Origin of the sequence: Shimia sp. R11_0 (assembly GCF_017744035.1) — a bacterium.
In the GTDB taxonomy this organism is placed as follows: domain Bacteria; phylum Pseudomonadota; class Alphaproteobacteria; order Rhodobacterales; family Rhodobacteraceae; genus Shimia; species Shimia marina.
Map to the genome: position 1 here is coordinate 200,728 of NZ_JAGHQY010000003.1, position 24,114 is coordinate 224,841.

Consider the following 24,114-nt stretch of genomic DNA (forward strand, 5'->3'; position numbering starts at 1 on the left):
ATTATTGCTCTGACACTGAAGGGGGATAAGAAAGGTGAAGATAGGTACACCAAAAGAGGTGTTTGACGGGGAGAACCGGGTTGCGATGACACCGGATTCCGCCAAGCAGCTCCAGAAGCTCGGCTATGCCTGCGCGATTGAAAGCGGTGCAGGGGCCGGTGCGGGGTTCTCGGATGCGGTTTATGAAGAAGCGGGTGTTGAGGTCATCAAGACCGCAGCGGCGCTTTGGAAAGAGGTCGACATCATCGCGAAGGTGCGTCAGCCCAATGAAACCGAGCTGAAGCGCCTGAGCAGCGACAAGACGCTGATCTCCTTCTTCAACCCGGCAGGGAACGAAGCGGGCATGGAAGCGGCCAAGGCCAAGGGTGCCAATGTGATCGCCATGGAAATGGTGCCGCGTATTTCCCGTGCTCAGAAGATGGATGCGCTGTCCTCCATGGCCAATATCGCCGGCTATCGCGCGGTGATCGAGGCCGGTAACAACTTTGGGCGTTTCTTCACCGGTCAGGTGACAGCGGCGGGCAAAGTGCCACCTGCGAAAGTGTTGATCGTGGGCGCCGGTGTGGCGGGTCTTGCCGCGATCGGGACCTCCACCTCGTTGGGGGCGATCACCTATGCCTTTGACGTGCGTCCAGAAGTGGCCGAACAGGTCGAATCCATGGGCGCCGAATTTGTCTATCTGGACTTTGAGGAAGAGCAGCAGGATGGCGCGGCCACCGGCGGTTATGCGTCTGTGCAGTCTGATGAATTCCGCGAAGCGCAGCTGGCGAAGTTCCGCGAGCTGGCACCAGAAATGGATATCGTGATCACCACCGCGCTGATCCCGAACCGCGAAGCGCCGGAGCTTTGGACCAAAGATATGGTCGAAGCGATGAAGCCGGGCTCCGTGATTGTGGACCTTGCGGCGGAAAAGGGCGGCAACTGTAAGCTGACCGTGATGGACGAGAAGATTGTCACCGACAATGGCGTGACCATCATCGGCTACACAGACTTCCCATCCCGCATGGCGGCGCAGTCCTCCAGCCTTTATGCCACCAACATCCGTCACATGATGGCCGACCTGACCCCTGAGAAAGATGGTCAGATCAACCACGACATGGAAGATGACGTGATCCGTGGTGCAACGGTGACCTTTGAAGGTGAAATCACCTTCCCACCACCCCCTCCGAAGGTGCAGGCGATTGCGGCCAAGCCCAAAGAAGTGGTGCCGGAGCTGACACCGGAAGAAAAGCGCGCAGCCGAAGTGGCGGCGTTCAAACAGCAGACCAAACAGCAGGTGATGCTGCTCGGTGGCGGCGGGGCGTTGATCCTGCTCTTGGGGCTGGTGGCGCCTGCGAGCTTCATGCAGCACTTCATCGTGTTTGTGCTGGCCTGTTTCGTGGGCTTCCAGGTGATCTGGGGCGTGGCGCACAGCCTGCACACCCCGTTGATGGCGGTGACCAACGCGATCTCCTCGATCATTATTCTGGGGGCCGTGTTGCAGATCGGGTCGGGGAGTTTCCTCGTGATCCTGCTGGCGGCGCTCTCTGTCTTCATGGCCGGGATCAATATCTTCGGCGGCTTCCTCGTGACACGGCGCATGCTTGCCATGTTCCAGAAATCCTAAGGAGTTAGAGGATCATGCTTGGATTTACTACTGCGGCATATGTGGTTGCCGCTGTCCTCTTCATCCTGTCGCTGGGCGGTTTGTCCGGTCAGGAAAGCGCAAAACGCGCCGTGTGGTACGGCATTGTCGGCATGGCGCTGGCGGTCTGTGCAACTCTGATTGGCCCCGGTGCCGGTCTGTGGTGGCTCTCTGTGCCGCTCATCATCGGTGGTGGTGTGATCGGCTATCAACTGGCCAGCAAGGTTGAGATGACCCAGATGCCGGAACTGGTGGCCGGCATGCACGCGCTGGTTGGTCTGGCGGCTGTGTTTGTTGGTTTCAACGCACACTTTGAATTGGCCAATGTTCTTGCGCTTAAGGGCGCAATTGTGACCCTGCTGCCAGAAGTGGCGGGCATCCTGACCAACCCCAAAGGCTTTGTCTGGCCTGCGGAACTGGCGCTTGTGGCAGAAACCAAAGCGCTGGTGGAAGAGTATAAGTCTCTGGAAGGCTTTGCTGCTCTGCTGGCCAAGAAAGATGCTGTTGAGATTGCCATCTTGCGGATCGAGGCGAGCCTCGGCATCTGGATTGGGGCGGTGACCTTTACCGGCTCCGTGATTGCCTATGGCAAGCTGTCTGGTCGTGTGACCTCTGCTGCGGAAAAACTGCCCGGTGGCCATATGCTGAACGCCGGTGCGGCTGTGCTCTCTCTTGTGTGCCTGATCTGGTACATGAACTCTGCGAGCCTGCTGCCTCTGTTGATCCTGACCATTGCGGCGCTGTTCATCGGCTACCACCTGATCATGGGCATCGGTGGCGCGGACATGCCAGTGGTTGTCTCCATGCTGAACAGCTATTCCGGCTGGGCCGCAGCGGCGATCGGTTTCTCCCTTGGCAACGACCTTCTGATCGTTGTGGGCGCGCTGGTTGGTTCCTCCGGGGCGATCCTGTCTTACATCATGTGTAAGGCGATGAACCGTTCCTTTGTGTCGGTGATCTTGGGCGGCTTTGGTGGCGCGTCTGGTCCGGCCATGGAAGTGGAAGGCGAGCAGATCGCGATTGAGGCTGACGGTGTGGCGGCAGCGCTGGATGATGCAGACAGCGTTGTGATCATCCCGGGCTACGGCATGGCGGTGGCACAGGCACAGCAGAATGTGGCGGAGCTGACCCGTCGTCTGCGCGCCAAAGGCAAGAACGTGCGCTTTGCGATCCACCCGGTTGCAGGCCGTCTGCCAGGCCACATGAACGTGCTTCTGGCCGAAGCCAAGGTGCCTTATGACATCGTGCTGGAGATGGATGAGATCAATGATGACTTCCCGGAAACGGATGTGGCCATCGTGATCGGTTCCAACGACATCGTGAACCCGGCAGCGCAAGAAGATCCGAACAGCCCAATCGCAGGCATGCCGGTTCTGGAGTGCTGGAAAGCGAAACAGGTGTTTGTCTCCAAACGGGGGCAGGGCACCGGCTACTCCGGCATCGAAAACCCGCTGTTCTTCAAGGAGAACACCCGGATGTTCTATGGCGATGCGAAAGCGAGCCTTGATAAGCTGCTGACGATGATCGACTGATCATTTCACGCAGGGATTTCAGGAAAGGCGCTCCGGTCGGGGCGCCTTTTCTTTTGGCGGATCTGCAGCGCGCCGTGGGACTCCTCCGGCGGGGATATTTGGAGAATGAGAAAGCGGGAGGGGCGGCGCAGGAAAGGCGTTTGATTTTCGGTAAAAACACGTTTTAGATGTGGTGATGCCGCAGATTGTGTGGCGCGTGTTGGGGGCATTGAATGACGATGAAGCGGTTTTGGCTGGCACTGTGTCTGGGGCTGGGAGCTTGTAGCATCCCGCCTGTGGATCCCACCTATATCAGTGACACCCCGGCGGATGCGGCCAGTTTTGCTCTGGCGCAGCGCGCGGTGCGGGCGTGTAGTGATTTGCACAGCCCCGATGCGGTGCAGCGGAAATTGACACAGGCAGGGTTTCAGGTGGTCGCAAAGGGAACGGCGTCAAGGGGGCGGGAACGGTTTGATGTTGTTGCGCCTGATGCGGATGTGATTGTCCATTTTAATGCGAGTAATTGTTTTGTTGGGCTGGTGGGCATGACGCCGGAGCAGTCCTATGAGCTGGCGCAGATCTGGGTGAAGGCCCATCAGGCCAAGCCGAATTCGGCATATGGCGATGGGTTGTCAGACCATGTTGTCGGGGCCTGGCGGCGCTTTTTTGAGGAGCCTGCTGCACAGGGCAAAGCGCCCTATCAGCATCGCATTTACATTGCCGCGTTTAAAACATGGCCCTATGGCCCCTATGATCCGTCCAGCAGTCTTGGCTATGCGATTGAGCCCTTCCCCAAAAAGCCGGGCGCGGCTGTCAAGCTGTCTCATCATGCGCAATGCAACGCGGCTGTTTGGGACACAGTTGAGGGGGCGACCTGTTCGGGGTCGGCGTATCGCCCGCGCTGACGCGCAACGCATGCTGTATATTCTGGATTTTATGTCGCACAGCAGGAATGTATGCCGTGGTATTCCGTCAACATATTGAAAAATAACAAAAAGATTTACTTTTGGCAGCGCTTGGATCAGGTTGGCGGCAGCAGGAGAAGCCACAACAGGAGCGGCCTATGTCGACGATCACAGACCACCCTTTGCGCTATAAATTGGCCAATGAGCTGCATGCGCGTCCCTTTCCTACGCTGCAGGCCCCATGCCGGGCGGTGTTTGTGGCCTGGCGCATTGCGCCCTCTGAGGTGGGGCAGGAGGGCAGCGCGCAGCGGGCACATTTGCTTGAGCTTCTGGATCGTTTTGGGGCACCTCATCCGCAACCGGGGGCCACGCATTTCACCTGCCAACTGGGGCGGGACACGCTCAAATGGGAGCAACATGCGGAGTTTGTGACCTACACAGTGTTTCTGCCGCAGGTCTCCGCGCGGGCGTTTGACCCAAGTGATCTGGATGTGTTGCCGGATGATTGGCTGGCTGCGGCCCCCGGGCGGCGGGTGACCTCGGCGATGATCCGGGTGGAAACCATGCCAGATGAGGCGGAGATGGTCGCACAGATCAACACATGGTTCATGCCGGAGGCCGTGGCGGCGAACTATGTGCTGGACCGTTCTTGTGTTGTTGCGACGGATTTCAGGATTGGCCAGAGTGGGCATCAGAATATGGCGGTGTTTGTGGCGCCGGGCACTGGCAAACGCCGTATCGGCCGGGTGGTGCAGCGCTTGTGTGAGATCGAGACATACAAGAGCATGTCGATGCTGGGCTATTTTCGCGTCAAGGAGATTGCGGGCACGCTGGGCGCGCTTGAGGCGGATGCCGGGCGTCTGATGGGGCATCTGCGCAGCGAAGACGGAGATGCCGCCGCCACCTTGCAGCGGCTCTTGGAGCTGTCAGGCGATGTGGAGCGGCTGATTGCAGAGACGTCGTTCCGGTTTGGGGCGACACATGCCTATGAAACCATCGTGCAGCAGCGCATCACTGTGCTGCGCGAAGAGCGCTTTCAGGGGCGCCAGACCTTCAGTGAATTCATGACGCGCCGCTATGATCCGGCGATGCGGACGGTTAACCATAGTGAGCGGCGTCTGCAGTCGCTGGCGGAGCGGATCGGGCGGGCGGCGCAGTTGTTGCGCACCAAGGTGGACGTATCGCGCTCTGCCCAAAATCAGGCGTTGCTTGAAAGCATGGACCGGCGTGCGGATCTGGCTCTGCGGCTTCAGGAAACGGTTGAAGGGCTGTCGGTGGTGGCAATCAGCTACTATGCGGTCTCGCTGGCAGGGTATGTGGCCTATCCGCTGGCGGCGCCATTGGGGATGAGCAAGGGAATGATGACGGCAGCGATCACGCCGGTTGTGGTTGGGCTGGTCTGGTGGATGGTGCGGCGCATCAAGGCAAAGATGCACTGAGGGGAGCTGTGCTTTGGCCAGATGGTGGAGGTGGCCGCAAGGGAGGGTGGGCTTTCCGTTCCGAATCAAGAGCTTCTCTGCGGCACTGAAGGGCTTTGCGGGCTGTGATTTGTCGCCAAGTGCTCGAAGAAAGGCGTCAAATATCTGAGGAACCGGCAAATTTTTGGGGAATTGAGCGGATTTCCACCATATTGCGTGGGGAATTCGTTTCCGTCCTGCCGCTTTCTTCCTATAGTCAAGGAGATGCTTGCGACAAGACCTGCACGCCCTCAGGGAGATAGACACCGATGATCCGTTCGGAATTGATTCAGAAAATTGCAGACGAGAACCCACACCTGTATCAACGCGACGTTGAGCGCATCGTAAACACGATCTTTGATGAGATCACAGAAGCGATGAGCCGCGGCGATCGGGTGGAACTGCGTGGGTTTGGCGCATTCTCAGTCAAGCAACGGGATGCCCGCACAGGGCGTAACCCGCGCACGGGGGAATCGGTTGAAGTGGAAGAAAAACACGTGCCTTTCTTTAAGACGGGCAAGTTGTTGCGGGATCGACTGAACGGAAAGTAAGCCATGCGCTACATTCGCTATGCCTTTCTCGGCACCCTTGGTGTCGTTTTGATTTCGATTGCTTTGGCCAATCGAGATTTTGTCACGCTGACTTTGCTGCCTGCGGTGGCAGAGGATTGGTTTGGCGTGAACTACGTGATCGAGCTGCCGCTCTTCCTTGTGATCCTCGGCGCCATTGTGGCGGGTATTCTGATTGGCTTCTGCTGGGAATATCTGCGGGAGCATCGGATGCGCTCTGACAAATCCAAGGCGGAGAAAGAGCTGCATAAGACCAAGCGTGAAGTGCGTCGTCTGAAAGGCCGCGAGGCCGAGAAAAAAGACGAGGTTCTGGTGCTTCTGGACGAAGCCAGCTGACCACTGCTTTGAGGCCTCCGTCAGATAGGGGCAGATAGGGCATATCCCATGGATATTCGTGTAAAGATTTGCGGGCTCAAGGAGCCCGCGCATGTGGTTGCGGCAGCAGAGGCTGGAGCAGCTTATGTGGGCTTTGTGTTTTTTGAAAAATCCCCCCGTCACGTGAGTGTCGCACAGGCGCGTGATCTGGCGATTGAAGCCCCTGTTGGTGTGGCCAAAGTGGCGCTGACTGTGAATGCAGACGACGCGTTTCTGGATGATCTTGTCGCGCGGGTGCCGCTGGATATGCTGCAATTGCATGGGCAGGAAAGCCCCGAACGGGTGGCGGAGGTGCGCGCGCGCTATGGGTTGCCCGTGATGAAAGCGATTGGCATTGCCGATGCGCAAGATGTGGAAAAGATCGACATCTACGGGGCGGTAGCAGATCAATTGCTGGTGGATGCCAAACCACCGAAAAACGCTGATCTGCCGGGGGGCAATGGGTTGTCTTTTGACTGGCGTCTGGTCAACCGCAAATACTGGCCAAAGCCGTGGATGCTGGCCGGGGGGCTGACGGTGGACAATGTGGCTCAGGCCGTGAAAATGACCGGCGCACGCCAGCTCGATCTTTCCTCTGGGGTGGAGAGTGCGCCGGGTGTGAAGGACATTGCGAAGATTGAAGACTTCATGCGGGCTGTCAAAGCCGCAATTTGAGGCCACATTGGTCCATGTCCCCATTGGCTGCGTAGAGGCTAGGGGGCGCAATGATGGCTGTTTGATCATCTGATTTTCCAAGACAGATTGGGGTGGCAAAACCTGCCGCGCGCCCCTAAGAACAATGCAAACACCGTGGGAGAGACCTTCATGTCCAACGATCTTTTCAACAGCTTCATGACCGGCCCTGATGAAAATGGCCGGTTCGGCGATTTTGGTGGGCGCTTTGTGAGCGAGACCTTGATGCCGCTGATCCTTGATCTGGAAGCGGAATACGAAAAGGCCAAGGATGATCCGACCTTCTGGGCGGAGATGGATGATCTCTGGAAACACTATGTGGGCCGCCCGAGCCCGCTGTATTTCGCGTCCCGCATCACCGAAGAGCTGGGCGGCGCGAAGATCTATTTGAAGCGTGACGAACTGAACCACACCGGCGCGCATAAGGTGAACAACGTGCTCGGCCAGATCATTCTGGCGCGCCGCATGGGCAAAACCCGCATCATCGCAGAAACCGGCGCTGGTCAGCATGGTGTGGCGACGGCGACTGTTTGCGCGAAGTTTGGCCTTAAATGTGTGGTTTACATGGGCGCGCATGATGTGCAGCGTCAGGCGCCAAATGTGTTCCGCATGCGCCTTTTGGGCGCGGAAGTGGTGCCGGTGACCTCTGGTCGTGGCACGCTGAAGGATGCGATGAATGACGCGCTGCGCGACTGGGTGACCAATGTGCGCGATACCTTTTACTGCATCGGGACTGTGGCTGGCCCACACCCCTATCCGGCGATGGTGCGTGATTTCCAATCCATCATCGGCAAAGAGGTGCGCTGGCAGCTTGCCGAGCAGGAAGGCGAAGGTCGTTTGCCCGATACCGTGATTGCGGCCATTGGGGGTGGTTCCAACGCGATGGGCCTGTTCTATCCATTCCTTGATGACAAAGAGGTCAACATCATTGGTGTTGAGGCCGGTGGCCGTGGCGTGGATGAGAAGATGGAACACTGCGCCTCCCTGACTGGCGGTCGCCCCGGCGTGCTGCATGGCAACCGCACCTATCTGTTGCAGGATGACGATGGTCAGATCCTTGAGGGATATTCCATTTCTGCGGGTCTGGATTATCCGGGCATCGGGCCTGAGCACAGCTGGCTGCATGATACGAAGCGTGCGCAGTATGTTTCCATCACAGACAAAGAGGCGCTTGAGGCGTTCCAGTTCTCCTGTGCGATGGAGGGCATCATCCCGGCGCTGGAGCCCAGCCATGCGCTGGCCCATGTGATGAAAATCGCAGGCGATCTGCCCAAGGATCATATCATTGTGATGAACATGTGTGGCCGTGGCGACAAGGACGTGCAGACCGTAGCGCGCCATCTTGGCTTTGACATGTCAGACACCGAAGGCCGCAGCGCCGATTGAGCGATGTGATCTTTGAGTGCGAACAGAGCGTCCTTCGGGGCGCTCTTTTCTTTTGGGCAGGCACCTATCCGAAAGGGGGGAATTTTAGACTTTGTACCATCCATTGACGTCCGGGCAGAGTGTTAGCTTTGGGTCATCAACAGTCGCAGTCCTCGGGCGGTGGCACCACTCAGAAACAGAGGAGATGCAGATGACCGCGAAGATGAGAAAGCCAAAGGCGACGCGCATTCGGCGGACCCTTTCTCAGGGGTGGGAGGAGATTGCACAACGCGTTGTGGCGTCGATGCAGGCGCAGGGCTACTGCGATGTTGAGTATGTCGTGTCCGATCAGGGTGTGAACATTCTGGCGCGTGCCTCAGGGCAGAGCACACGTCGGCACTATCTGACGGTCAGCGCTGAACGGGCCGGTCATGGTCGCGGTGGGGCAGATCAAATGGCACCGCGGTTTGTGCTCTGAGTGCGCATAAACCTGAGTTTAAGCGCCTAAACCCAAGGGCCAAGCCCTCAAATGTAAACCGCTGGCCGATGGTGTTGCTGTGTTGAGGTGCAGAGATGGGAGGAGCTGCACGCAAAACTGTGTGGGAAGACCAAAGGAGAACCCGATGAGCCGCATTCTTTTGACCTCCTCCGTGATCGCAATGGGATTGGGGGTACAGATGGACACAAGTGAATTGGCCGAGAAGATCAAAGCCTCCATGTTGGCACGCGGGTACATTGAGGTGCAGGTGGCGATTGAGGACGGCGGTTTGAAAATTGTGGGGCGCAGGTCCGGACAGCCTGAGGAGACTGTTTACCTTGCGGCGGCGGACCCGGTTCAGGAAATGCAGTTGGAGGAGGCTTGTAAATATGGTGACCACGCGGACAGCTCCAAGGCACATGAGCCACAAGAGCGCATTGTGCAGCGCGGCGAAACCTGCGCTGCGGATCCGGACGATGATGACGATGACCACAATGCAGCGGCGTAAAGAGATACTGAGAACAACGGGACGGGTGACCCCCCCAGTGTGACTTGTGTTTTGCCATCCACTCACGGTTCAATTACATGATGGTAAATCACCGTTGTTTTCGGTGGGCCGGCGTTGGCCCCTCAACGCCGGCCTATTTAGAAAGTTGATATGAAACAGCAAACCTGGATTTTTTCTATTGGTGTGTCGCTTGCGTTGGCCTCGGCTGGCGCGGGCTATGCTGAATCGCGTATTGAGGCCATCGCGCGACATCTTCGGGGGCAGGGATATTCCGATATTGAGATCAGCCGCACCTGGCTGGGGCGCGCGCGGATCGAGGCGCAGCGCGGCACGGTGGAGCGTGAGATCATTGTGAATCCGCGGACGGGCGAAATTCTGCGGGATTATTGGGATGACGACGACGATGAAGCCGTACTTGGTCGTCAAGACCGAGGTGGGGACGACCGGCATGAGGGGCGCCGCGATGCCAGACATGGCACCATGGCAGATACATTCGAAGAACCCACGACTGACTATGATCCGGGGGGCTGGCAGGACGGCGGAGTCGTAGGGGACGTCGGTGTGGAAGATGTCCCGGACTATGATGGCACCAGCGATCACGGTGGCTGGGGCGGCGACAATGGCGGCTGGAACGACGGCGGAGGCTGGAGTGACGAAGGCACCGGAGGTGGCTGGGATGACAGCGACACCGGTGGCGGCTGGAACGATGGACCGGATGATCATGGCGGAGGCCATGGCGGAAATCATAGTGGCGGCCACGGTGGTGACCGTGGTGGGGATCATGGCGGCTGGGATGGTGGCGGGCACGGAGACCATTCACGTGACTATTGACGTCTTGCCCGTCTCTTGCGCGGGGCTGGAGGCGGGTTTTTGAAGTCTCCCTGGGTACTTGTTGGGCTTCTGCTGTTGCAGAGCCTCTGCGCGATGTTCTTTCTGGCGGACATCGTTTTGACGCTTGTGGGCGTGCGCAGTGCGCCTGTGGCCTGGCACGTTCGCGAATTGCTGGAAATCGGTGCCGCGCTGGGCCTTTTGCTGGGCGCGGGACTTGGCGCGATTGCCTGGCGTCAGGCGGTGCGCGCACGGGCGCGGGCGGAGGCCAGTCTGGCACAGGTGCAATTGGCGTTTCGGGATCATATGGAGGCAAGTTTTGCCACGTGGCAGTTGACCCCGGCGGAGCGCGATGTGGCGCTGTTCTCCATCAAGGGGCTGTCGATCCAAGAGATTGCGCAGCTACGTCAGACCTCTGAGGGCACGGTGAAGGCGCAGTGCAATGCGATCTACCGCAAAGCGGGGGTCAGTGGGCGGGCGCAGCTGATGAGCCTGTTTCTGGACGATCTTCTGGCGGATGCGACGGGCGCGACATAACATTTGCCCGGCATAAAGCAGGGCGCCCCGGTGAGGCGCCCTTTGTGGTTATCGTCAAAGAGAATTGCCCTTAGGCAAAGATAAAGTCGTTGTTTTCCAGCGAGAGCCACGGCAGCAGGCCAGAAGAGTCCACCACAAGGGTTTCATCTTCATAGGTGATGGTGACCTCGCCCCAGCCTGTGCGCCGCATGGAGAGCTCATCTGCTGACTGTACGCCCCATGCGGAGATGTCGATGAGATCCGTGCCTTCGTTGAAGTCCGTGATTTCATCGCGGTCGCCATCACGCACAAACACAAAGACATCTTCGCCCCAGCCGCCTTCGAGCACATCGCTGCCGCTGCCATCGGTGAGCCTGTCGTCGCCCCAGCCGCCTTCCAGACGGTCGTTGCCTGCGCCGCCCAGCAGCCTGTCATCACCGCCACGACCAACGATCCAGTCATCACCGGCAAAGCCTTCGATGGTGTCGTCGTCATTGTTGCCGCGCAGACGATCGTCAAAATCGGAGCCAATGATATAGGCCCCATCGCCAAAGTGGCCGGTGTTTGCGAGTGCCAGATCAATGTCTTCGACCCATGTGTCGCCGCGACGGGCGTCAGACAGATCCGCCACGATGATCAGGCTGTCGCGGGTCATTTCCTGATAGAATTCGGATTGGATCAGCTGCTGGAACGCATTGAGATAGACATGGTCGAGGTGGGCAGTCCATGTGAGGAGGTTGATCACCTCGCCGCCACCCGCAAAGGCTGCGGTGTCATAGAGATCGTTGAAGACCACAATATTGTCAGTGCTGAATTCGAAGTTGGTGTCATTGCCCAGCAGATTGGGCAGGCCATTGGCAATGGCGGCCCCAACAGGATCATTTTCAAAATCAAAGCTCAGAATTTCGGCACCATTGTCCAGAACGGAGCTGCCGTCTTCAGGCACATAATGCGTGGCCACGCCAATGTAGTTGGCATCTACAAAGAACCCATCAAGGAAGGTGTCGCTGTTTTCCGCCAGATTGGTGGTGGCGCCGCCGCCCAGCGAATGCCCGGTGATCAGCACGTCAGAGGCATCCAGCCCGTTGGCAATGGCCAGATCGCGCACAGCTTCCAGCACATCGGAGAAAGCATCAATGGTATAGTTGGGATTGCGCGTCAGGAATTCGAGATAATCGAGCGCATCGCCCACGGTGTCGAGCACCACATTGTCCAGCGGTCCGGAGGTGCCACGAATGACAAACCCGATCTGGGTCATATTGCCGTTTTCGTCATATTGCGCGAGCACATCCGCCTGAGCGTTCTGCAGCTGCGGCGTGCGCCCGTTGAAGGTGTGGAACGCGTCTGTGCGATCAGCAGGCAGACCAAGGTCCTCTGCGGTCAGCACGGTCCAGCCCGCCGCTTCGACATCTGCGACAGCGGCATTGTTGCGCTCAACGGCATCGCCCCCCGTCAGAATACCCAAACCTGTTTCCACCAGGCTGAGCGCGATATAGCCATCCTCCTCATAGCGTTCGCGCTCTCCCTCAAAAAGCCCGTGATAGGCGTAGTTGATCAGGTCCAGTGAATCCTGCACCAAATGCTGGCCATCCTGGCCGCGGTACTCAAAAAGAGCCATGTTGTCCTCCCGTGAAAGCTCCTCAACTCCCGAGAGAAGGTTTTTTGACGTAACGGTATTCGGTCAACAGTGGGGCTTGGGGGTAGTTGCGTCACCCAAGGGCATGACTTTGCGTAAGTTCTTCTTATTCGCGTTTTGTGACTTTGGGTAACTATCGGTAGGCGTGTATTTTGCACGGTTTGAACCCGTCACATGCACAAAGGCGCCACGGTGGGCGCCTTTGCGATCGGGTTCAAACTGGGTGTTTCAGCTTTCGTGCAGAACCGTTTCAAAGCCTTCGAAATTTGGCGGTCCAACAACGACGCCTTCGGTTTTGCTTTTGCCTGCGTTGCGATGGGCATCGCGGAATTGTTCGGACTTGGTCCAAGCCTCAAAGTCTTCCCGGCTGTCCCAGAGCACATGGCTGGAATAGAGCGTGTGATCTTCGTTTTGCGGGCCCTTCAAAAGTCGGAATTCGCGAAAGCCCTTGAGTTCTTTCAGACGGCTCTCGCGTGATTTCCAGACCTCTTCACAATCCGCCTCGCGGCCCGGCGCAATTTTGAACCGGTTCATGGCAATATAGCCCATGGGGTGCCTCACTATTGTTTTGGAGTGGATGGAACTGGCGCGGCATATGCGTTGGCTTGCTCGGGTGGCAGTTGATCCTGACCACGGGCAAAGGTCAATATATCAGTCTCGGTCAGATCAGTCTTGGGCGTGTTGCCGCAGGATATGCAGCGGCACGATATCGACCGCACGCTGGTGGGTGGCATCCAGATTGACTTTGGGGGCGCAGCCTTCGTCATGCGCCTGCAGGAACCGTGCGGCGCAGAGGCACCATTGATCTCCGGGCTTGAGCCCAGCGAAGTTAAATTCCGGGCGCGGGGTGGACAGATCGTTGCCCACATATTTCGAATAGGCCAGAAACTCTGCCGTCATGACAGCGCAGACCGTGTGGCTGCCCTGATCCTCGGCACAGGTATTGCAGTGCCCATCGCGAAAGAACCCGGTGAGGGGTTCCCGCGAGCAGGGTGTCAGGGGTGTGCCCAGCACATTGAGAGAGGGATCTTTTTGCACCATGGCGTGATCTTGGCATGATGGGGTGTGGGGGCGCAATGGTCGATCTGGCAGGGCTGGATCTGTCTGGATTTGGTGATTCCTGAATGGTGGTTCAAAAAATTGTTGACCTGATCAGACAATGCGGCAAAGCATGCCGCTTATGAAAACCATAACTGAACCCGCCCGCCAGATAGATGTGATCCATGAAACCGATGTGCTTGTTGTGGGCTCTGGCCCCGGCGGGCTGTCTGCGGCACTTGCTGCGGCGCGCGCTGGTGTCGAGGTGACCCTCGTGGAGCGGTTTGGTTGCTTTGGCGGCAATATCACCGTGGTGGGTGTGGAGGGCATGCATTGGTATCGTCATGAACAGACGGTCGAAAGCATGGGCATTCCCAAGGAGTTTGAGGATGCCGCCAAGGAGGCCGGGGCTGCGGTGCCGGAGAGCCAGTCGCTGAGCTATGAGATTGACAGCGAAGGCTTCAAGCTGGTGGCGGATCAGATGGTGCAGAAGGCGGGCATTCACCCGATGCTGCACCGCGCCTTTGTGGCGCCGATCATGGAAGGTGATGAGATCAAAGGCATCATCACCGAATCCAAGGCGGGGCGCGAGGCACTTTTGGCCAAAGTGGTGATCGACGCCACCGGGGATGCGGATGTGGCCCATCGGGCCGGTGCGCCGTGCCGGATGGCGCCGCGCGAAGATCTGATGGCGGCCTCGGTGATGTTCCACCTCGCGGGGGTTGACAAAAGCGCCTTCATGGAAGGCATCAAGGCCGATCCGCAGACCTACGCCGATTGGGGCGGCGGTGGGGAGTGGAACATCGAAACCTCCGGCAAAGAGGATCAGATGTTCTCCCCCTTCCTCTACAAACCCTTTGCGCAGGCCATCGAGGCCGGGCTGATCCCGCCCCATCTGAACACCATCGCAGGCACCTGGGGGGCGATGCACGACACAGGCGAGCTGACCTATATGAACCTCATTCATCTCGATGGGATTGATGGCACCGATCCGGACAGCCTCACCCAGGGTGAGATCGAAGGCCGCCGCCAGACCATGCTGGCGATTGAGGCGCTCAAACGTTTCCTGCCGGGCTGTGAGAATGCGCGCCTGAGAAACTTTGGCATGAGCCTTGGCATTCGCGACACCCGCAAGGTGGATACGGTCTATGCCATGGGGGAACTGGACGTGCGCGAGCAGGGGCGGTTTGAGGACAGTATCGGGATTTTCCCTGAATTTATTGATGGCTATGGCATTCTCATTTTGCCAACCACCGGGCGCTATTTTGAGGTGCCCTATCGTAACCTGCTGCCCAAAGGCATAAAAAACCTGCTGATTTCGGGCCGTGCCACGGCGGGGCATAAGGTGGCGCATGCGGCTACCCGCAATATGGCCTGCTGCGCGGTGATCGGTCAGGGCGCGGGCGTGGCGGCGGCTTTGTCGGTGCAGCAGAACCGGGCGCTGGATGACTTGCCCATCAGTGACATTCAGGCGGAGTTGCTGCGGCAGGGCGCGCGGGTGCACTGATCCCTTCCTCTTGATGAAAATATCCGCGGGGGTCCGGGGGCAGCCAGCCCCCGCCTTTTTAGGCAATCAGCGCGCGGTTTCCGCAATCTCCCGAAACAGCGCGATATTGCCATCGGTCACACCGCCGTCCTTAAAACGGCGATCCGCAGAGTTCACGGCAATCACCACGCCTTCGGCACGGTTGATGTAGATGTATTGGCCATAGACCCCGATGCCAAAGAACTCGCCCGCGCGCGGGTCTTTGGGCATCCACCATTGGTAGCCATAGTGCAGCTTGCCCGCCGCTGTGTTGGCGCTGGGCACGGTGGCGTCGGCGAGCCAGTCGGCAGGCACCACTTGTGCGCCGTCATAGACGCCTTCTTGCAGGATCATCTGTCCAAAGCGGGCGTAGTCGCGTGTGCGGATGTTCAGCCCGCCGAGCACAAAGGCCACACCTTCGCCATCGGTGACATAATAGGGCGCGGCCTCATAGCCGAGTTTTGATATGATCTTTTCGCCCAGCAGATCGGGGATGCTGCGGCCTGTGGCCCCGCGCAAGACCATCCCGATCACATGGGTGTCGATGGAGACATATTGAAACTGTGTGCCCGGCGCGACGAAGCTTTCAGTCAGACCGGCGGCGAACCCATCCAATGTGCCGCCAAGCGCCAGCACGCGCCCCATGCGATTGATGTCGGAATTGAAGTCGAGGTAATCTTCATCAAAGGTGACGCCAGAAGACATCTGCAACACGTTTTTCACGGTCACGCCCTCATAGGCAGAGCCGGTCAATATCGGGGCGTATTGCGTGACCGGCGCATCAAGCTCGACCAGCCCCTCCGCCACAAGGATGCCGGTGAGCGAAGACAGGTAGGATTTGGCGACGGACCAGCTGATTTTGCGATCCTCCGCGCTGGTGCCCTGATGATAGCTTTCATGCACCACAGCCCCATCTTTGAGCACGACCATGCCGGTGACGGTGCGCTCTTGGACCCATGTGTCAAAACCCTCAGGCATGTCCATTGGGGCCGCGGCGGGCAGGGGGCTGGCCGGGGCGTCGCCTTTATCAATCTCCGCTGTCAGGAACAGCGTGTCCATATTGGAGAAATTGGCGATGATTTTGTCTTCGGAGAAGAGCGAGTTGACGGCCAGAAGGCGGGTGATTTCTTCGCGCTTCACCGCATAGAGGCCCCCTGCCGCGAGGGCCAGTATCAACAGGATGCGGCCGAGCCATTTTCCAAAACTGCGCATATGCGTGTTTCCTCTCCCCAAAATTACGCCAACAGTTGAGCATTTTGGCCCCCTGTGCGGCAATGCTGACGTAAGGTTAGAGGCGTGGGCCATGTGTTTAGGGGAGGCGCGCCGGTCCCTGCCATTTGATCCAGCGGCCATGGAAATCTGCGCGCCCCAAATGCCAGACTTGCGGGGCATTGCCGGTCCACAGATGCAGTGTCACGGCAGCACCGGGCGTCTGGTCGTCAGCTTCATATGAGAGCCAGACCAAGGGCGCGTCTGGGCTGGCTTGCTGGCCGGATTGCATCAGGATTTCCGTGCCTTGCCTTTGTTTTTCTGGCGGAAAATACTGCCAAGCCACGGTGGAATAAACCATGTGCACCATGCCCGTCTCCGGCGTGCTGAGACGGGTTTGCAGCCAGTCAATGGCGTCACCGCCGTCGACCTGCGCGTCATGGACTGCGATGGCGGCGCGGGTGCGGGTCAGGCGCTCTGCCTGATCGGCCCAGAGGTAGGCCTGCAGGCGCAGGGCATGGTCGGCCCTGTGACAGTCCAATGGGTTAAGGTCGACCCCTAGGCGCTCGGCGACCTTCAGGGTGGCAGCCGGGGGCAGAGGGCCCTCCCAGTCAGGCGCAAGTCGGACGTCACTTTGCGGGCCATAGCCTGTGCCAACCGCCAGATGAAATTTCTCAAACATCAGATTGAGACCTGCAGAGGCGCCCAGTTCGGAGAGTTTCAAAGGCAAGTCAAAGCGCTCTGCCAGAAGTTGGGCAGCGGCGATCAGCACCGCGCTGCGGCGCACCTCATTGGTTTGTGGCGTGTTGCGGATCCAGTCGCAGAGAAAGGCATCGTGCCGATGCAGCGCCGCAAGGATTTCTGTTTTGAAGGTGGCGTCAGAGGACGCATGTGGCGGGTAGATATTTGTCAGAGCGGGGTCGGCGTTTTGGAGCACCAGCGCGTGCAGGCCGCTGGCAATGCGCAAAGGCAGGCTGTGCCCCTTGGGGCCAATATCGCCTGAAAAATCGGCGCATCTGGTCGCAAGCTTGGTATCTGCGGGCCAATGCGCTGCCAGCAGACGCAGAAGCCGCCCCATAAATGGGCTGTCCAGCGCCTCACAGCTGTTGGCTTGGTCCAGAAAAGCTTGCGACAGGGTACTCATGAAAACTTATCCTTTAACTTTTGAAGCGCGCTGCGTGTGTCCGGCGCGGGGGTCGCTTTGTCTTCAGCGGTTGCCTTGGCGGTCTCCGGTTTTTTGGATGTCGTCTCCGCTTTAGGTTTGGGGCCTTTGGTGCCGGTTGAGGGGCGCGGTGGGTTCAGGCGCATGGCCACAGCGTTGGAAAATTTTGCGGTATCGCCTTCTGCCAGATGCGCGGCACCGTCGGAAATGCCCCGCAGCATATCATCCAGCCAGGTCTGATCCGCCTTGGCAAAATCATGCAGTACGTAGCGGCTCACCAGATCCTTGCGACCGGGATGGCCAATGCCCATACGCACCCGCCCGTAGTTTTCGCCGAGATGCTGATGAATGGAGCGCAGACCATTGTGGCCGGCATGCCCCCCCGCCATTTTATATTTTAGCTTGCCGGGTGCGAGATCCAGTTCGTCGTGAAAGACGACCACATCTTCCGGGGCCAGTTTGTAAAACCGCATGGCCTCGCCAACAGATTGGCCGGAGAGGTTCATGAAGGTTTCGGGTTTGAGTAGCAGGACTTTCTCGCGCCCCAGTCGCCCTTCGGTGATGGCGCCCTGAAACTTGCCTTTGAAAGGGGCAAAGCCGTGATCATCCGCGATCTGATCCATGGCCATGAAGCCGATATTGTGACGGTTCTGCGTGTATTTTGAGCCCGGATTGCCAAGGCCAACGAAGAGTTTCATAAAGTCTGCCTGCTGTCATTTCTGCGCTGCAGTATAATCGTGGAGCGAGCATCAGGCAAATCACTCCGTTTGGTCTTGGTGTGCGACACTCTTTTGGAAAACAGGGCTGTGCGGAATTCCGCACAACTTTGGTGCAGCGCGTGCGGGAAATCGCACGCTGACAGTCTGCAAGGAAACGCGATTAAGATTTTTTGTGTGGTAAGCTTCTGTGAATACGTAAGAAAATTTCAATTTTCAGGGGGAGTAAAGAATCTGTTGAGTGGTGGTTTTAGGAACGTCACAGTTTCGTCATCAGGCATCGGAGGGTGCCGGAGGGACTTTGACTGTTTACCGGGAGGAAAAAATATGAAGTTCTTGACCACTGCTGCGACGGCGATGGCTCTGACTGTGACGGGCGCAAGCTTTGCTGCTGCGGCCTGTGACGATGGTGAGATCGTTGTTAAATTCAGCCATGTGACCAACACCGACAAGCACCCAAAGGGCATTGCGGCGTCGCTCTTGGAAAAGCGTGTTAACGAAGAGATGGACGGCAAGATGTGCATGGAGGTCTTCCCGAACTCCACGCTCTACAACGACAACAAAGTGCTGGAAGCGATGCTGCAGGGCGACGTGCAGCTGGCCGCGCCTTCGCTGTCCAAGTTTGAAAAATTCACCAAACAGTTCCGTCTGTTTGACCTGCCATTCATGTTCAAAGACATCGCGGCCGTGGATGCGTTCCAGGCCTCTGACAACGGTCAGGCCATGCTGGACAGCATGCAGCGTCGCGGTCTGCAGGGGCTGGGCTACTGGCACAATGGCATGAAGCAGATGTCTGCGAATGTGCCGCTGCTGGATCCGTCTGATGCGAACGGTCTGAAGTTCCGTGTGCAGTCCTCCGATGTGCTTGTGGCGCAGATGGAAGCCATGGGTGGCTCCCCGCAGAAGATGGCCTTCTCCGAAGTTTATGGCGCACTGCAGCAGGGCGTTGTGGATGGTCAGGAGAACACCTGGTCCAACATCTATGGCAAGAAGTTCTTTGAGGTGCAGGACGGTGTCACAGAAACCAACCACGGCATTCTCGACTATCTGGTTGTGACCTCTGTGGATTGGCTCGACAGCCTGCCAGAAGATGTGCGCACCCAGTTCATCACCATCTTCCAAGAGGTGACCCACACCCGCAACAAAGAAGCGGAAGCGGTGAACCAAGCGGCGCGTCAGTCCATCATCGATGCGGGCGGCACCATTCGTGAGCTGACCCCAGAGCAACGTGCGGCATGGGTGGAAGCCATGAAGCCGGTCTGGGAAAAATTCACCGATGACGTTGGTCAAGACAACATTGATGCCGCGCAGGCGATCAACGCTGCGGGCTAAGTTTCAGGCTTAAAACCTGACCCAAAATGAGCGGGCGGGCCGCCAATGGCCCGCCCGTTTTGCAACCAAAATCCACAAAAAACACAAGCGGGACGCGGGACAATGCAAACCAAGCATAGCTTTGTGGACCGGATCGAAGAGACGCTGATTGCGTTTCTTCTGGGCAGCATGACATTGATCACTTTTGCCAATGTGATTGCCCGGTTCGGTTTCAACTCAAACATTCTCTGGGCGCTGGAGGCGACGGTCTTCCTTTTTGCCTGGCTGGTGCTTCTGGGCGCCTCTTATGCCGTCAAGAAACACAGCCATCTGGGCGTGGACGCGATCCTGAATATGGTGAGCCCGGCCACGGCGCGTGTGCTCGGCCTGATTACGGCTGCGGCCTGTCTGGTCTTTTCGCTGCTGATGCTGAAGGGCGCCTATGATTACTGGGCCGTGTTTGCCGATCTACCGCCGACGTCGGGCCGTTGGTTCCCAACCGGCTTTGATATGAAGGCGCGCAGCCAGTCTTTCTATGAGGTGCAGGATGTGCCGATGATTGGTGCCTTCGCCTTTCTCGAAGACCTGATCAACTATGGCGATGAATACGAAAAGCTGCCGAAAGTGGTGCCGTATATTGTGTTGCCGATTTCCATGCTGTTGCTGGTCTATCGCTTTGCGCAGGCTGCGGTGGCGATTTTCAGAGGCGAGACAGACCGTCTGGTGGCAAGCCACGAAGTTGAAGATGAAATTGAAGAAGTGCGCGCACTTCAGGGGGAGCATGACTGATGGCTGTTGTTCTACTTTTTGCCATGGTGATTGGCCTTCTGCTGATCGGGGTGCCGATTGCGGTCTCACTTGGCCTCAGCTCGATCCTGTTCCTGCTGATCTTTGGCGATGCCACGCTGGCCTCTGTGGCAGGCACGCTGTTTGAAGCCTTTGAGGGGCATTTCACACTGCTGGCGATCCCGTTCTTTATTCTGGCCAGCTCTTTCATGACCACAGGCGGCGTCGCGCGCCGCATCATCCGCTTCTCCATCGCTTGTGTGGGGCATCTGCCCGGCGGTCTGGCGATTGCGGGTGTGTTTGCCTGCATGATGTTTGCGGCGCTTTCTGGCTCCTCTCCGGCCACGGTTGTGGCGATTGGCTCCATCGTGATCGCAGGCATGCGTCAGGTCGGCTACTCCAAGGAGTTCGCTGCCGGTGTGATCTGTAACGCTGGCACCCTGGGCATTCTGATCCCGCCCTCCATCGTGATGGTGGTTTATGCCGCGGCGGTGGAAGTCTCCGTGGGGCGGATGTTCCTTGCGGGTGTGATTCCGGGCCTGTTGGCGGGCCTCATGCTGATGGTGACCATCTATGTGATGGCAAAGGTGAAAAACCTGCCCAAAGGCGAATGGAACGGCTTTGGCGAAATCGTGCAGAGCGGCATGGAAGCGGGCTGGGGCCTGTTCCTGATCGTGATCATTCTTGGCGGCATCTATGGCGGTGTCTTCACCCCGACAGAGGCGGCGGCTGTGGCGGCGGTCTACGCGTTCTTCATCGCCTGCTTTGTTTACAAAGACATGGGCCCGTTGGCAGAAAAACCGGGCTGGTCGGATGCAACACGCCGAGAGATTGCAGAGCTGTCAGGTGGTGGCTTGAAAGGCTGGTTCTCCTCGTTGCCCAAGCAGTTGTTTCTTAGGGTGAAAGCCTTTGTACAATGGTTGGCCCACAGCCTGTTGTACCTGGTTCCTTCGCTGGTTCACCGTGACACCAAACACACGCTGTTTGAAGCGGGCAAGCTGACTGTCACTCTGCTGTTTGTGATCGCCAATGCGCTGATCCTGAAACATGTTCTGACCGAGCAGCAGGTGCCGCAGACCATTGCGAACGCCATGTTGTCTGCAGGCTTTGGCCCTGTGATGTTCCTGATCGTGGTCAATGTGATCCTGCTGATCGGTGGTCAGTTCATGGAGCCCTCAGGCCTTCTGGTGATCGTCGCTCCGTTGGTGTTCCCGATTGCGATTGAACTGGGCATTGATCCGATCCATCTGGGCATCATCATGGTGGTGAACATGGAAATCGGCATGATCACCCCGCCCGTTGGTCTCAATCTCTTTGTGACCTCTGGTGTGGCCGGGATGCCAATGATGGGCGTGGTGCGGGCGGCCCTGCCGTTCCTCGCGGTGCTCTTCGTATTCCTGATCATGATCACCTATATCCCGTGGATTTCCACCGTGTTGCCCAATGCGGTCATGGGGCCGGAGATCATCACCAATTAGGGGAGGTAAGCGGTGCGCTTCCGCGCGCTCTTATTCAGAAAAACGCAAGGCGACGCTCCGATCTCGGGGCGTCGCTTTTTGTTTGGGGGCAGGATTAGGACGTTTTGCTTATAGCCGTTTGCGTTTGATCTGAATCGCTTGTTCGCTGCCTCTCCCTTTCGGTCGAACGCGAAAAGCGATCCCTTTGCCTCAAATAAAACGCAAACGGCTTTAGGAGCGGTTCAGGGGCAGGTCTGCCCTGAACGCGCCCGCCCCAAGTGTCAGGTGTGCATGGCCCGGCTCAAGGACAGGCCGCTGTGCGGGCGCTTATGCGCGCCCGAACCTGTGCTGCTCAAGCGGGGTCAGGCCGCGTCAAGAGCCGTGATGATGGCGCCAAAATCGGCGGCCTTCAGGCTGGCACCGCCGACAAGCGCGCCGTCCACGTTGGAGACGGCAAAGATCTCTGCCGCATTGCCCGGCTTCACAGAGCCACCGTAGAGCAGCGGAAGCGCGTCGCCGATGGCGGCTCCAAAGCGCTCTGTCAGGGTTGTGCGCATGAAATCATGCACTTCGCCGATTTGCGCCAGCGTGGGTACTTTGCCCGTGCCAATCGCCCAGATCGGTTCATAGGCGATCACAAGGTTCTCTGTTGTGACATCGTCGGGCAGGGAGCCTGCGAGCTGTGCGCCGATCACGGCAAGGGTGTTGCCCGCCTCACGTTCCTCAAGGCTTTCGCCAAGGCACACCACAGCGACAAGCCCTGCCTGCCACGCCGCGCGGGTTTTGGCCGCCACGTCTGCGTCCGTTTCGCCGTGGTCTTCACGACGTTCGGAATGCCCGAGGATCACATGGCTGGCCCCGGCATCTTTCAGCATGCCAGCGGAGATGTCCCCCGTGTGCGCGCCACTTTGAGAGGCGTGGCAATCCTGTCCGCCAACAAGCACGGCCTCGCCGGCGACATTTTTGGCACGCGACAGCAGTGTGGCAGGGGGGCAGATCAACACATCTGTGCCAGCGGCCTGTGGAACCTTGCCCAAGGCTTCAAGTTCTGACAGCGCCGCCGCGGTGCCGTTCATCTTCCAATTGCCTGCTGCCAGCTTACGTCGCATAAAATGCCCCTTCCAAAATCGCGATTTACGCGTCAGTCATGCGGGGCAAGGCGGCCTAGGTCAAGGCCGTCATGTCAGTTTTGGCGCGCCGTTTGCAGCAACCTGTTCGGTCAGTTCATCCATGTCCTTAAACTTGATGGATTCGCCGCATCCGCAGGCATCTGCCACATTGGGGTTGTTGAATTTGAAACCGCTTTCCAGAAGCGAAGTTTCATAGTCAATTTCTGTGCCAAAGAGGAACATCTGGGCCATCGGCGCGATCATGACAATGGCGCCGTCCTGTTCCACCACCTCATCATGCGGGTCGCGGTCGGTCACGTAGTCCATGGTGTATTCCATGCCCGCGCAGCCGCCTTTCTTGACGCCGATCCGCAGACCGGCGTGTCCTTCTTTGGACATAAGGCGCGCGATCTGCTTGGCGGCAGTTGGCGTCATTGTCACAGCTTGTTTTCCGGGAATGCCAAACATCAGCTTTCCTTTCTAACGAATTGGAATATCACATGAAGCCCAATTCAAGCCGGGCTTCGTCGCTCATCATTTCCATGCCCCAAGGGGGGTGCCAGACCAGCGCCACTTCTACAGTGCGCACGCCGCCCACACCGGCCACAGCTTCCTGAACCCAGCCTGGCATTTCACCTGCCACAGGGCAACCCGGCGCCGTGAGGGTCATGATCACATTCACGTCGTTTTCCGCATTGATCTCGATCGTGTAGATCAGGCCAAGATCATAGATATTTACCGGGATTTCCGGATCGTACACGCTGCGGCAGGCTTCAACAATCTGCTCGTGCAGGGGGTGATCAACACTGGAGGGCGCAATCAATGGGGTGCCTTCGACCGGTTCCACGGCGGGATCTGGAGCTTGAGTCATAGTCTGTCCTACAAAAATCCTGAGTTTTTCATATAGGAAAACTTGCCTGCCACGTCCAGAGGGGAGCGTGTGGGAATTCCGACTGCATTTGGGCGGTGTTTTGCGCGGACGCTGGCGGTCGGCGAGGCTCAGCGCAGCTGAGCCGGGCCCAACCCCGCACAAGCAGCTTTGGCTGCGCTGATGCGGGGGCGGGAGGGTGTCTTTGCGGGTCAGTCGTTGATGTCGTGATGAAATTTTTTGACCTGTCCGCCGGGAAGGGAGAACACGCGCCGCAGCAACAGCCAGCTCGCGAGGCTGAGTGCGGCAAAGCCCAGAAGGATGACCGGTAGGGAGAGCGCCTGCAGCGGCGTCAAAAGTGCGAGCCCCACAAGCGCTGCTCCGGCGGCAAAACCGAGAAAGATAAATCCCGGCGCGAGCACTTCCAGAATGGCGAGCACAAGCGCGAGCGCGAGCCAGACCCACCAGACAACCAGATAATCGGTCATG

26 protein-coding genes are annotated in these 24,114 nt (G+C 58.3%); 16 read left to right on the top strand and 10 right to left on the bottom strand.

Going from position 1 to position 24,114, the window contains the following annotated elements; translation table 11 throughout:
* Positions 1-34: 34 nt before the first annotated feature.
* From J7382_RS07925 to J7382_RS07980, 12 genes are all read left to right on the top strand, one after another.
* Positions 35-1,606, top strand: coding sequence for a Re/Si-specific NAD(P)(+) transhydrogenase subunit alpha (locus J7382_RS07925; RefSeq protein WP_209068531.1), 1,572 nt, complete (start codon positions 35-37; stop codon positions 1,604-1,606).
* A gap of 11 nt (positions 1,607-1,617) precedes the next feature.
* A complete protein-coding gene (locus tag J7382_RS07930; protein WP_209068764.1) occupies positions 1,618-3,156 on the top strand; it encodes an NAD(P)(+) transhydrogenase (Re/Si-specific) subunit beta in 1,539 nt (512 codons plus the stop codon).
* Between the two features lie 212 nt (positions 3,157-3,368).
* Positions 3,369-4,040 (top strand): hypothetical protein, encoded by a 672-nt coding sequence (locus tag J7382_RS07935; protein WP_209068532.1) that lies wholly within the window; start codon positions 3,369-3,371, stop codon positions 4,038-4,040.
* Between the two features lie 158 nt (positions 4,041-4,198).
* A complete protein-coding gene (locus J7382_RS07940) occupies positions 4,199-5,479 on the top strand; it encodes a DUF3422 domain-containing protein (RefSeq protein ID WP_209068533.1) in 1,281 nt (426 codons plus the stop codon).
* Between the two features lie 287 nt (positions 5,480-5,766).
* Positions 5,767-6,048, top strand: coding sequence for an integration host factor subunit beta (gene ihfB / locus J7382_RS07945; RefSeq protein WP_058240125.1), 282 nt, complete (start codon positions 5,767-5,769; stop codon positions 6,046-6,048).
* Positions 6,049-6,051: 3 nt separating this feature from the next.
* A complete protein-coding gene (locus J7382_RS07950; protein WP_058240126.1) occupies positions 6,052-6,402 on the top strand; it encodes a LapA family protein in 351 nt (116 codons plus the stop codon).
* Between the two features lie 48 nt (positions 6,403-6,450).
* A complete protein-coding gene (locus J7382_RS07955) occupies positions 6,451-7,095 on the top strand; it encodes a phosphoribosylanthranilate isomerase (RefSeq protein WP_209068534.1) in 645 nt (214 codons plus the stop codon).
* A gap of 150 nt (positions 7,096-7,245) precedes the next feature.
* Positions 7,246-8,499 (top strand): tryptophan synthase subunit beta, encoded by a 1,254-nt coding sequence (gene trpB / locus J7382_RS07960; protein ID WP_058240128.1) that lies wholly within the window; start codon positions 7,246-7,248, stop codon positions 8,497-8,499.
* Between the two features lie 190 nt (positions 8,500-8,689).
* Positions 8,690-8,956: a hypothetical protein gene (locus tag J7382_RS07965; protein ID WP_209068535.1), complete on the top strand. Its 267-nt coding sequence runs from the start codon at positions 8,690-8,692 to the stop codon at positions 8,954-8,956.
* 145 nt (positions 8,957-9,101) lie between these two features.
* On the top strand, positions 9,102-9,464 hold the full coding sequence (locus J7382_RS07970) for a hypothetical protein (protein WP_209068536.1): 363 nt from the start codon (positions 9,102-9,104) through the stop codon (positions 9,462-9,464).
* A gap of 150 nt (positions 9,465-9,614) precedes the next feature.
* On the top strand, positions 9,615-10,295 hold the full coding sequence (locus tag J7382_RS07975; RefSeq protein WP_209068537.1) for a hypothetical protein: 681 nt from the start codon (positions 9,615-9,617) through the stop codon (positions 10,293-10,295).
* A gap of 39 nt (positions 10,296-10,334) precedes the next feature.
* Positions 10,335-10,829 (top strand): LuxR C-terminal-related transcriptional regulator, encoded by a 495-nt coding sequence (locus J7382_RS07980; protein ID WP_247744907.1) that lies wholly within the window; start codon positions 10,335-10,337, stop codon positions 10,827-10,829.
* A 70-nt stretch (positions 10,830-10,899) separates the two neighbouring features.
* Here the strand turns inward: J7382_RS07980 and J7382_RS07985 are convergent, their stop codons facing one another.
* The 3 genes from J7382_RS07985 to J7382_RS07995 all read right to left on the bottom strand — a co-directional run bounded on the left by J7382_RS07985 (position 10,900) and on the right by J7382_RS07995 (position 13,485).
* Positions 10,900-12,426 (bottom strand): triacylglycerol lipase, encoded by a 1,527-nt coding sequence (locus J7382_RS07985; RefSeq protein WP_209068538.1) that lies wholly within the window; start codon positions 12,424-12,426, stop codon positions 10,900-10,902.
* Between the two features lie 246 nt (positions 12,427-12,672).
* The gene (locus J7382_RS07990) at positions 12,673-12,993 is read right to left on the bottom strand and encodes an antibiotic biosynthesis monooxygenase (protein ID WP_209068539.1); all 321 of its coding nucleotides are present in this window, start codon (positions 12,991-12,993) and stop codon (positions 12,673-12,675) included.
* Between the two features lie 117 nt (positions 12,994-13,110).
* Positions 13,111-13,485, bottom strand: coding sequence for a DUF2237 domain-containing protein (locus tag J7382_RS07995; RefSeq protein ID WP_209068540.1), 375 nt, complete (start codon positions 13,483-13,485; stop codon positions 13,111-13,113).
* A 139-nt stretch (positions 13,486-13,624) separates the two neighbouring features.
* Here J7382_RS07995 and J7382_RS08000 point away from each other — a divergent pair, with 139 nt between their 5' ends.
* The gene (locus J7382_RS08000; RefSeq protein WP_083499044.1) at positions 13,625-14,989 is read left to right on the top strand and encodes an FAD-dependent oxidoreductase; all 1,365 of its coding nucleotides are present in this window, start codon (positions 13,625-13,627) and stop codon (positions 14,987-14,989) included.
* A 66-nt stretch (positions 14,990-15,055) separates the two neighbouring features.
* On the opposite strand, the gene J7382_RS08005 is transcribed toward J7382_RS08000, so the two are convergent.
* The 3 genes from J7382_RS08005 to pth form a co-directional block, all read right to left on the bottom strand.
* Positions 15,056-16,219, bottom strand: coding sequence for a serine hydrolase (locus J7382_RS08005; RefSeq protein WP_209068541.1), 1,164 nt, complete (start codon positions 16,217-16,219; stop codon positions 15,056-15,058).
* Between the two features lie 97 nt (positions 16,220-16,316).
* The gene (locus J7382_RS08010) at positions 16,317-17,360 is read right to left on the bottom strand and encodes a DUF2332 domain-containing protein (RefSeq protein ID WP_209068542.1); all 1,044 of its coding nucleotides are present in this window, start codon (positions 17,358-17,360) and stop codon (positions 16,317-16,319) included.
* The gene (gene pth, locus J7382_RS08015) at positions 17,357-18,076 is read right to left on the bottom strand and encodes an aminoacyl-tRNA hydrolase (RefSeq protein ID WP_209068543.1); all 720 of its coding nucleotides are present in this window, start codon (positions 18,074-18,076) and stop codon (positions 17,357-17,359) included. Before pth ends, J7382_RS08010 begins: the two co-directional genes overlap by 4 nt.
* A gap of 345 nt (positions 18,077-18,421) precedes the next feature.
* Here pth and J7382_RS08020 point away from each other — a divergent pair, with 345 nt between their 5' ends.
* The 3 genes from J7382_RS08020 (at position 18,422) to J7382_RS08030 (ending at position 21,669) form a co-directional block, all read left to right on the top strand.
* Positions 18,422-19,426: a DctP family TRAP transporter solute-binding subunit gene (locus tag J7382_RS08020; RefSeq protein WP_209068544.1), complete on the top strand. Its 1,005-nt coding sequence runs from the start codon at positions 18,422-18,424 to the stop codon at positions 19,424-19,426.
* A 102-nt stretch (positions 19,427-19,528) separates the two neighbouring features.
* Positions 19,529-20,194 (top strand): TRAP transporter small permease, encoded by a 666-nt coding sequence (locus tag J7382_RS08025; protein WP_209068545.1) that lies wholly within the window; start codon positions 19,529-19,531, stop codon positions 20,192-20,194.
* Complete coding sequence (locus J7382_RS08030; protein WP_209068546.1) at positions 20,194-21,669, top strand: TRAP transporter large permease; 1,476 nt, start codon at positions 20,194-20,196, stop codon at positions 21,667-21,669. The genes J7382_RS08025 and J7382_RS08030 overlap by 1 nt, the downstream gene beginning before the upstream one ends.
* 341 nt (positions 21,670-22,010) lie before the next feature.
* Here J7382_RS08030 and tpiA read toward each other — a convergent pair whose 3' ends face one another.
* The 4 genes from tpiA to J7382_RS08050 all read right to left on the bottom strand — a co-directional run bounded on the left by tpiA (position 22,011) and on the right by J7382_RS08050 (position 24,113).
* The gene (gene tpiA, locus J7382_RS08035) at positions 22,011-22,757 is read right to left on the bottom strand and encodes a triose-phosphate isomerase (protein WP_209068547.1); all 747 of its coding nucleotides are present in this window, start codon (positions 22,755-22,757) and stop codon (positions 22,011-22,013) included.
* Between the two features lie 69 nt (positions 22,758-22,826).
* A complete protein-coding gene (locus tag J7382_RS08040) occupies positions 22,827-23,225 on the bottom strand; it encodes an iron-sulfur cluster assembly accessory protein (RefSeq protein WP_058240142.1) in 399 nt (132 codons plus the stop codon).
* 28 nt (positions 23,226-23,253) lie between these two features.
* Positions 23,254-23,628, bottom strand: a complete 375-nt coding sequence (locus tag J7382_RS08045; protein ID WP_209068548.1) for an SUF system Fe-S cluster assembly protein — start codon at positions 23,626-23,628, stop codon at positions 23,254-23,256.
* 209 nt (positions 23,629-23,837) lie between these two features.
* The gene (locus J7382_RS08050) at positions 23,838-24,113 is read right to left on the bottom strand and encodes a hypothetical protein (RefSeq protein ID WP_209068549.1); all 276 of its coding nucleotides are present in this window, start codon (positions 24,111-24,113) and stop codon (positions 23,838-23,840) included.
* Between the last annotated feature and the right edge of the window lies 1 nt (position 24,114).

Excerpts from the sequence above, each read along its gene's own strand:
- J7382_RS07935 (WP_209068532.1), top strand. The coding sequence starts at position 3,369 with ATGACGATGAAGCGGTTTTGGCTGGCACTGTGTCTGGGGCTGGGAGCT.
- J7382_RS07940 (WP_209068533.1), top strand. The coding sequence starts at position 4,199 with ATGTCGACGATCACAGACCACCCTTTGCGCTATAAATTGGCCAATGAG.
- ihfB (WP_058240125.1), top strand. The coding sequence starts at position 5,767 with ATGATCCGTTCGGAATTGATTCAGAAAATTGCAGACGAGAACCCACAC.
- J7382_RS07950 (WP_058240126.1), top strand. The coding sequence starts at position 6,052 with ATGCGCTACATTCGCTATGCCTTTCTCGGCACCCTTGGTGTCGTTTTG.
- J7382_RS07955 (WP_209068534.1), top strand. The coding sequence starts at position 6,451 with ATGGATATTCGTGTAAAGATTTGCGGGCTCAAGGAGCCCGCGCATGTG.
- trpB (WP_058240128.1), top strand. The coding sequence starts at position 7,246 with ATGTCCAACGATCTTTTCAACAGCTTCATGACCGGCCCTGATGAAAAT.
- J7382_RS07965 (WP_209068535.1), top strand. The coding sequence starts at position 8,690 with ATGACCGCGAAGATGAGAAAGCCAAAGGCGACGCGCATTCGGCGGACC.
- J7382_RS07970 (WP_209068536.1), top strand. The coding sequence starts at position 9,102 with ATGAGCCGCATTCTTTTGACCTCCTCCGTGATCGCAATGGGATTGGGG.
- J7382_RS07975 (WP_209068537.1), top strand. The coding sequence starts at position 9,615 with ATGAAACAGCAAACCTGGATTTTTTCTATTGGTGTGTCGCTTGCGTTG.
- J7382_RS07985 (WP_209068538.1), bottom strand. The coding sequence starts at position 12,426 with ATGGCTCTTTTTGAGTACCGCGGCCAGGATGGCCAGCATTTGGTGCAG.
- J7382_RS07990 (WP_209068539.1), bottom strand. The coding sequence starts at position 12,993 with ATGGGCTATATTGCCATGAACCGGTTCAAAATTGCGCCGGGCCGCGAG.
- J7382_RS07995 (WP_209068540.1), bottom strand. The coding sequence starts at position 13,485 with ATGGTGCAAAAAGATCCCTCTCTCAATGTGCTGGGCACACCCCTGACA.
- J7382_RS08000 (WP_083499044.1), top strand. The coding sequence starts at position 13,625 with ATGAAAACCATAACTGAACCCGCCCGCCAGATAGATGTGATCCATGAA.
- J7382_RS08005 (WP_209068541.1), bottom strand. The coding sequence starts at position 16,219 with ATGCGCAGTTTTGGAAAATGGCTCGGCCGCATCCTGTTGATACTGGCC.
- J7382_RS08010 (WP_209068542.1), bottom strand. The coding sequence starts at position 17,360 with ATGAGTACCCTGTCGCAAGCTTTTCTGGACCAAGCCAACAGCTGTGAG.
- pth (WP_209068543.1), bottom strand. The coding sequence starts at position 18,076 with ATGAAACTCTTCGTTGGCCTTGGCAATCCGGGCTCAAAATACACGCAG.
- J7382_RS08020 (WP_209068544.1), top strand. The coding sequence starts at position 18,422 with ATGAAGTTCTTGACCACTGCTGCGACGGCGATGGCTCTGACTGTGACG.
- J7382_RS08025 (WP_209068545.1), top strand. The coding sequence starts at position 19,529 with ATGCAAACCAAGCATAGCTTTGTGGACCGGATCGAAGAGACGCTGATT.
- J7382_RS08030 (WP_209068546.1), top strand. The coding sequence starts at position 20,194 with ATGGCTGTTGTTCTACTTTTTGCCATGGTGATTGGCCTTCTGCTGATC.
- tpiA (WP_209068547.1), bottom strand. The coding sequence starts at position 22,757 with ATGCGACGTAAGCTGGCAGCAGGCAATTGGAAGATGAACGGCACCGCG.
- J7382_RS08040 (WP_058240142.1), bottom strand. The coding sequence starts at position 23,225 with ATGTTTGGCATTCCCGGAAAACAAGCTGTGACAATGACGCCAACTGCC.
- J7382_RS08045 (WP_209068548.1), bottom strand. The coding sequence starts at position 23,628 with ATGACTCAAGCTCCAGATCCCGCCGTGGAACCGGTCGAAGGCACCCCA.
- J7382_RS08050 (WP_209068549.1), bottom strand. The coding sequence starts at position 24,113 with ATGACCGATTATCTGGTTGTCTGGTGGGTCTGGCTCGCGCTCGCGCTT.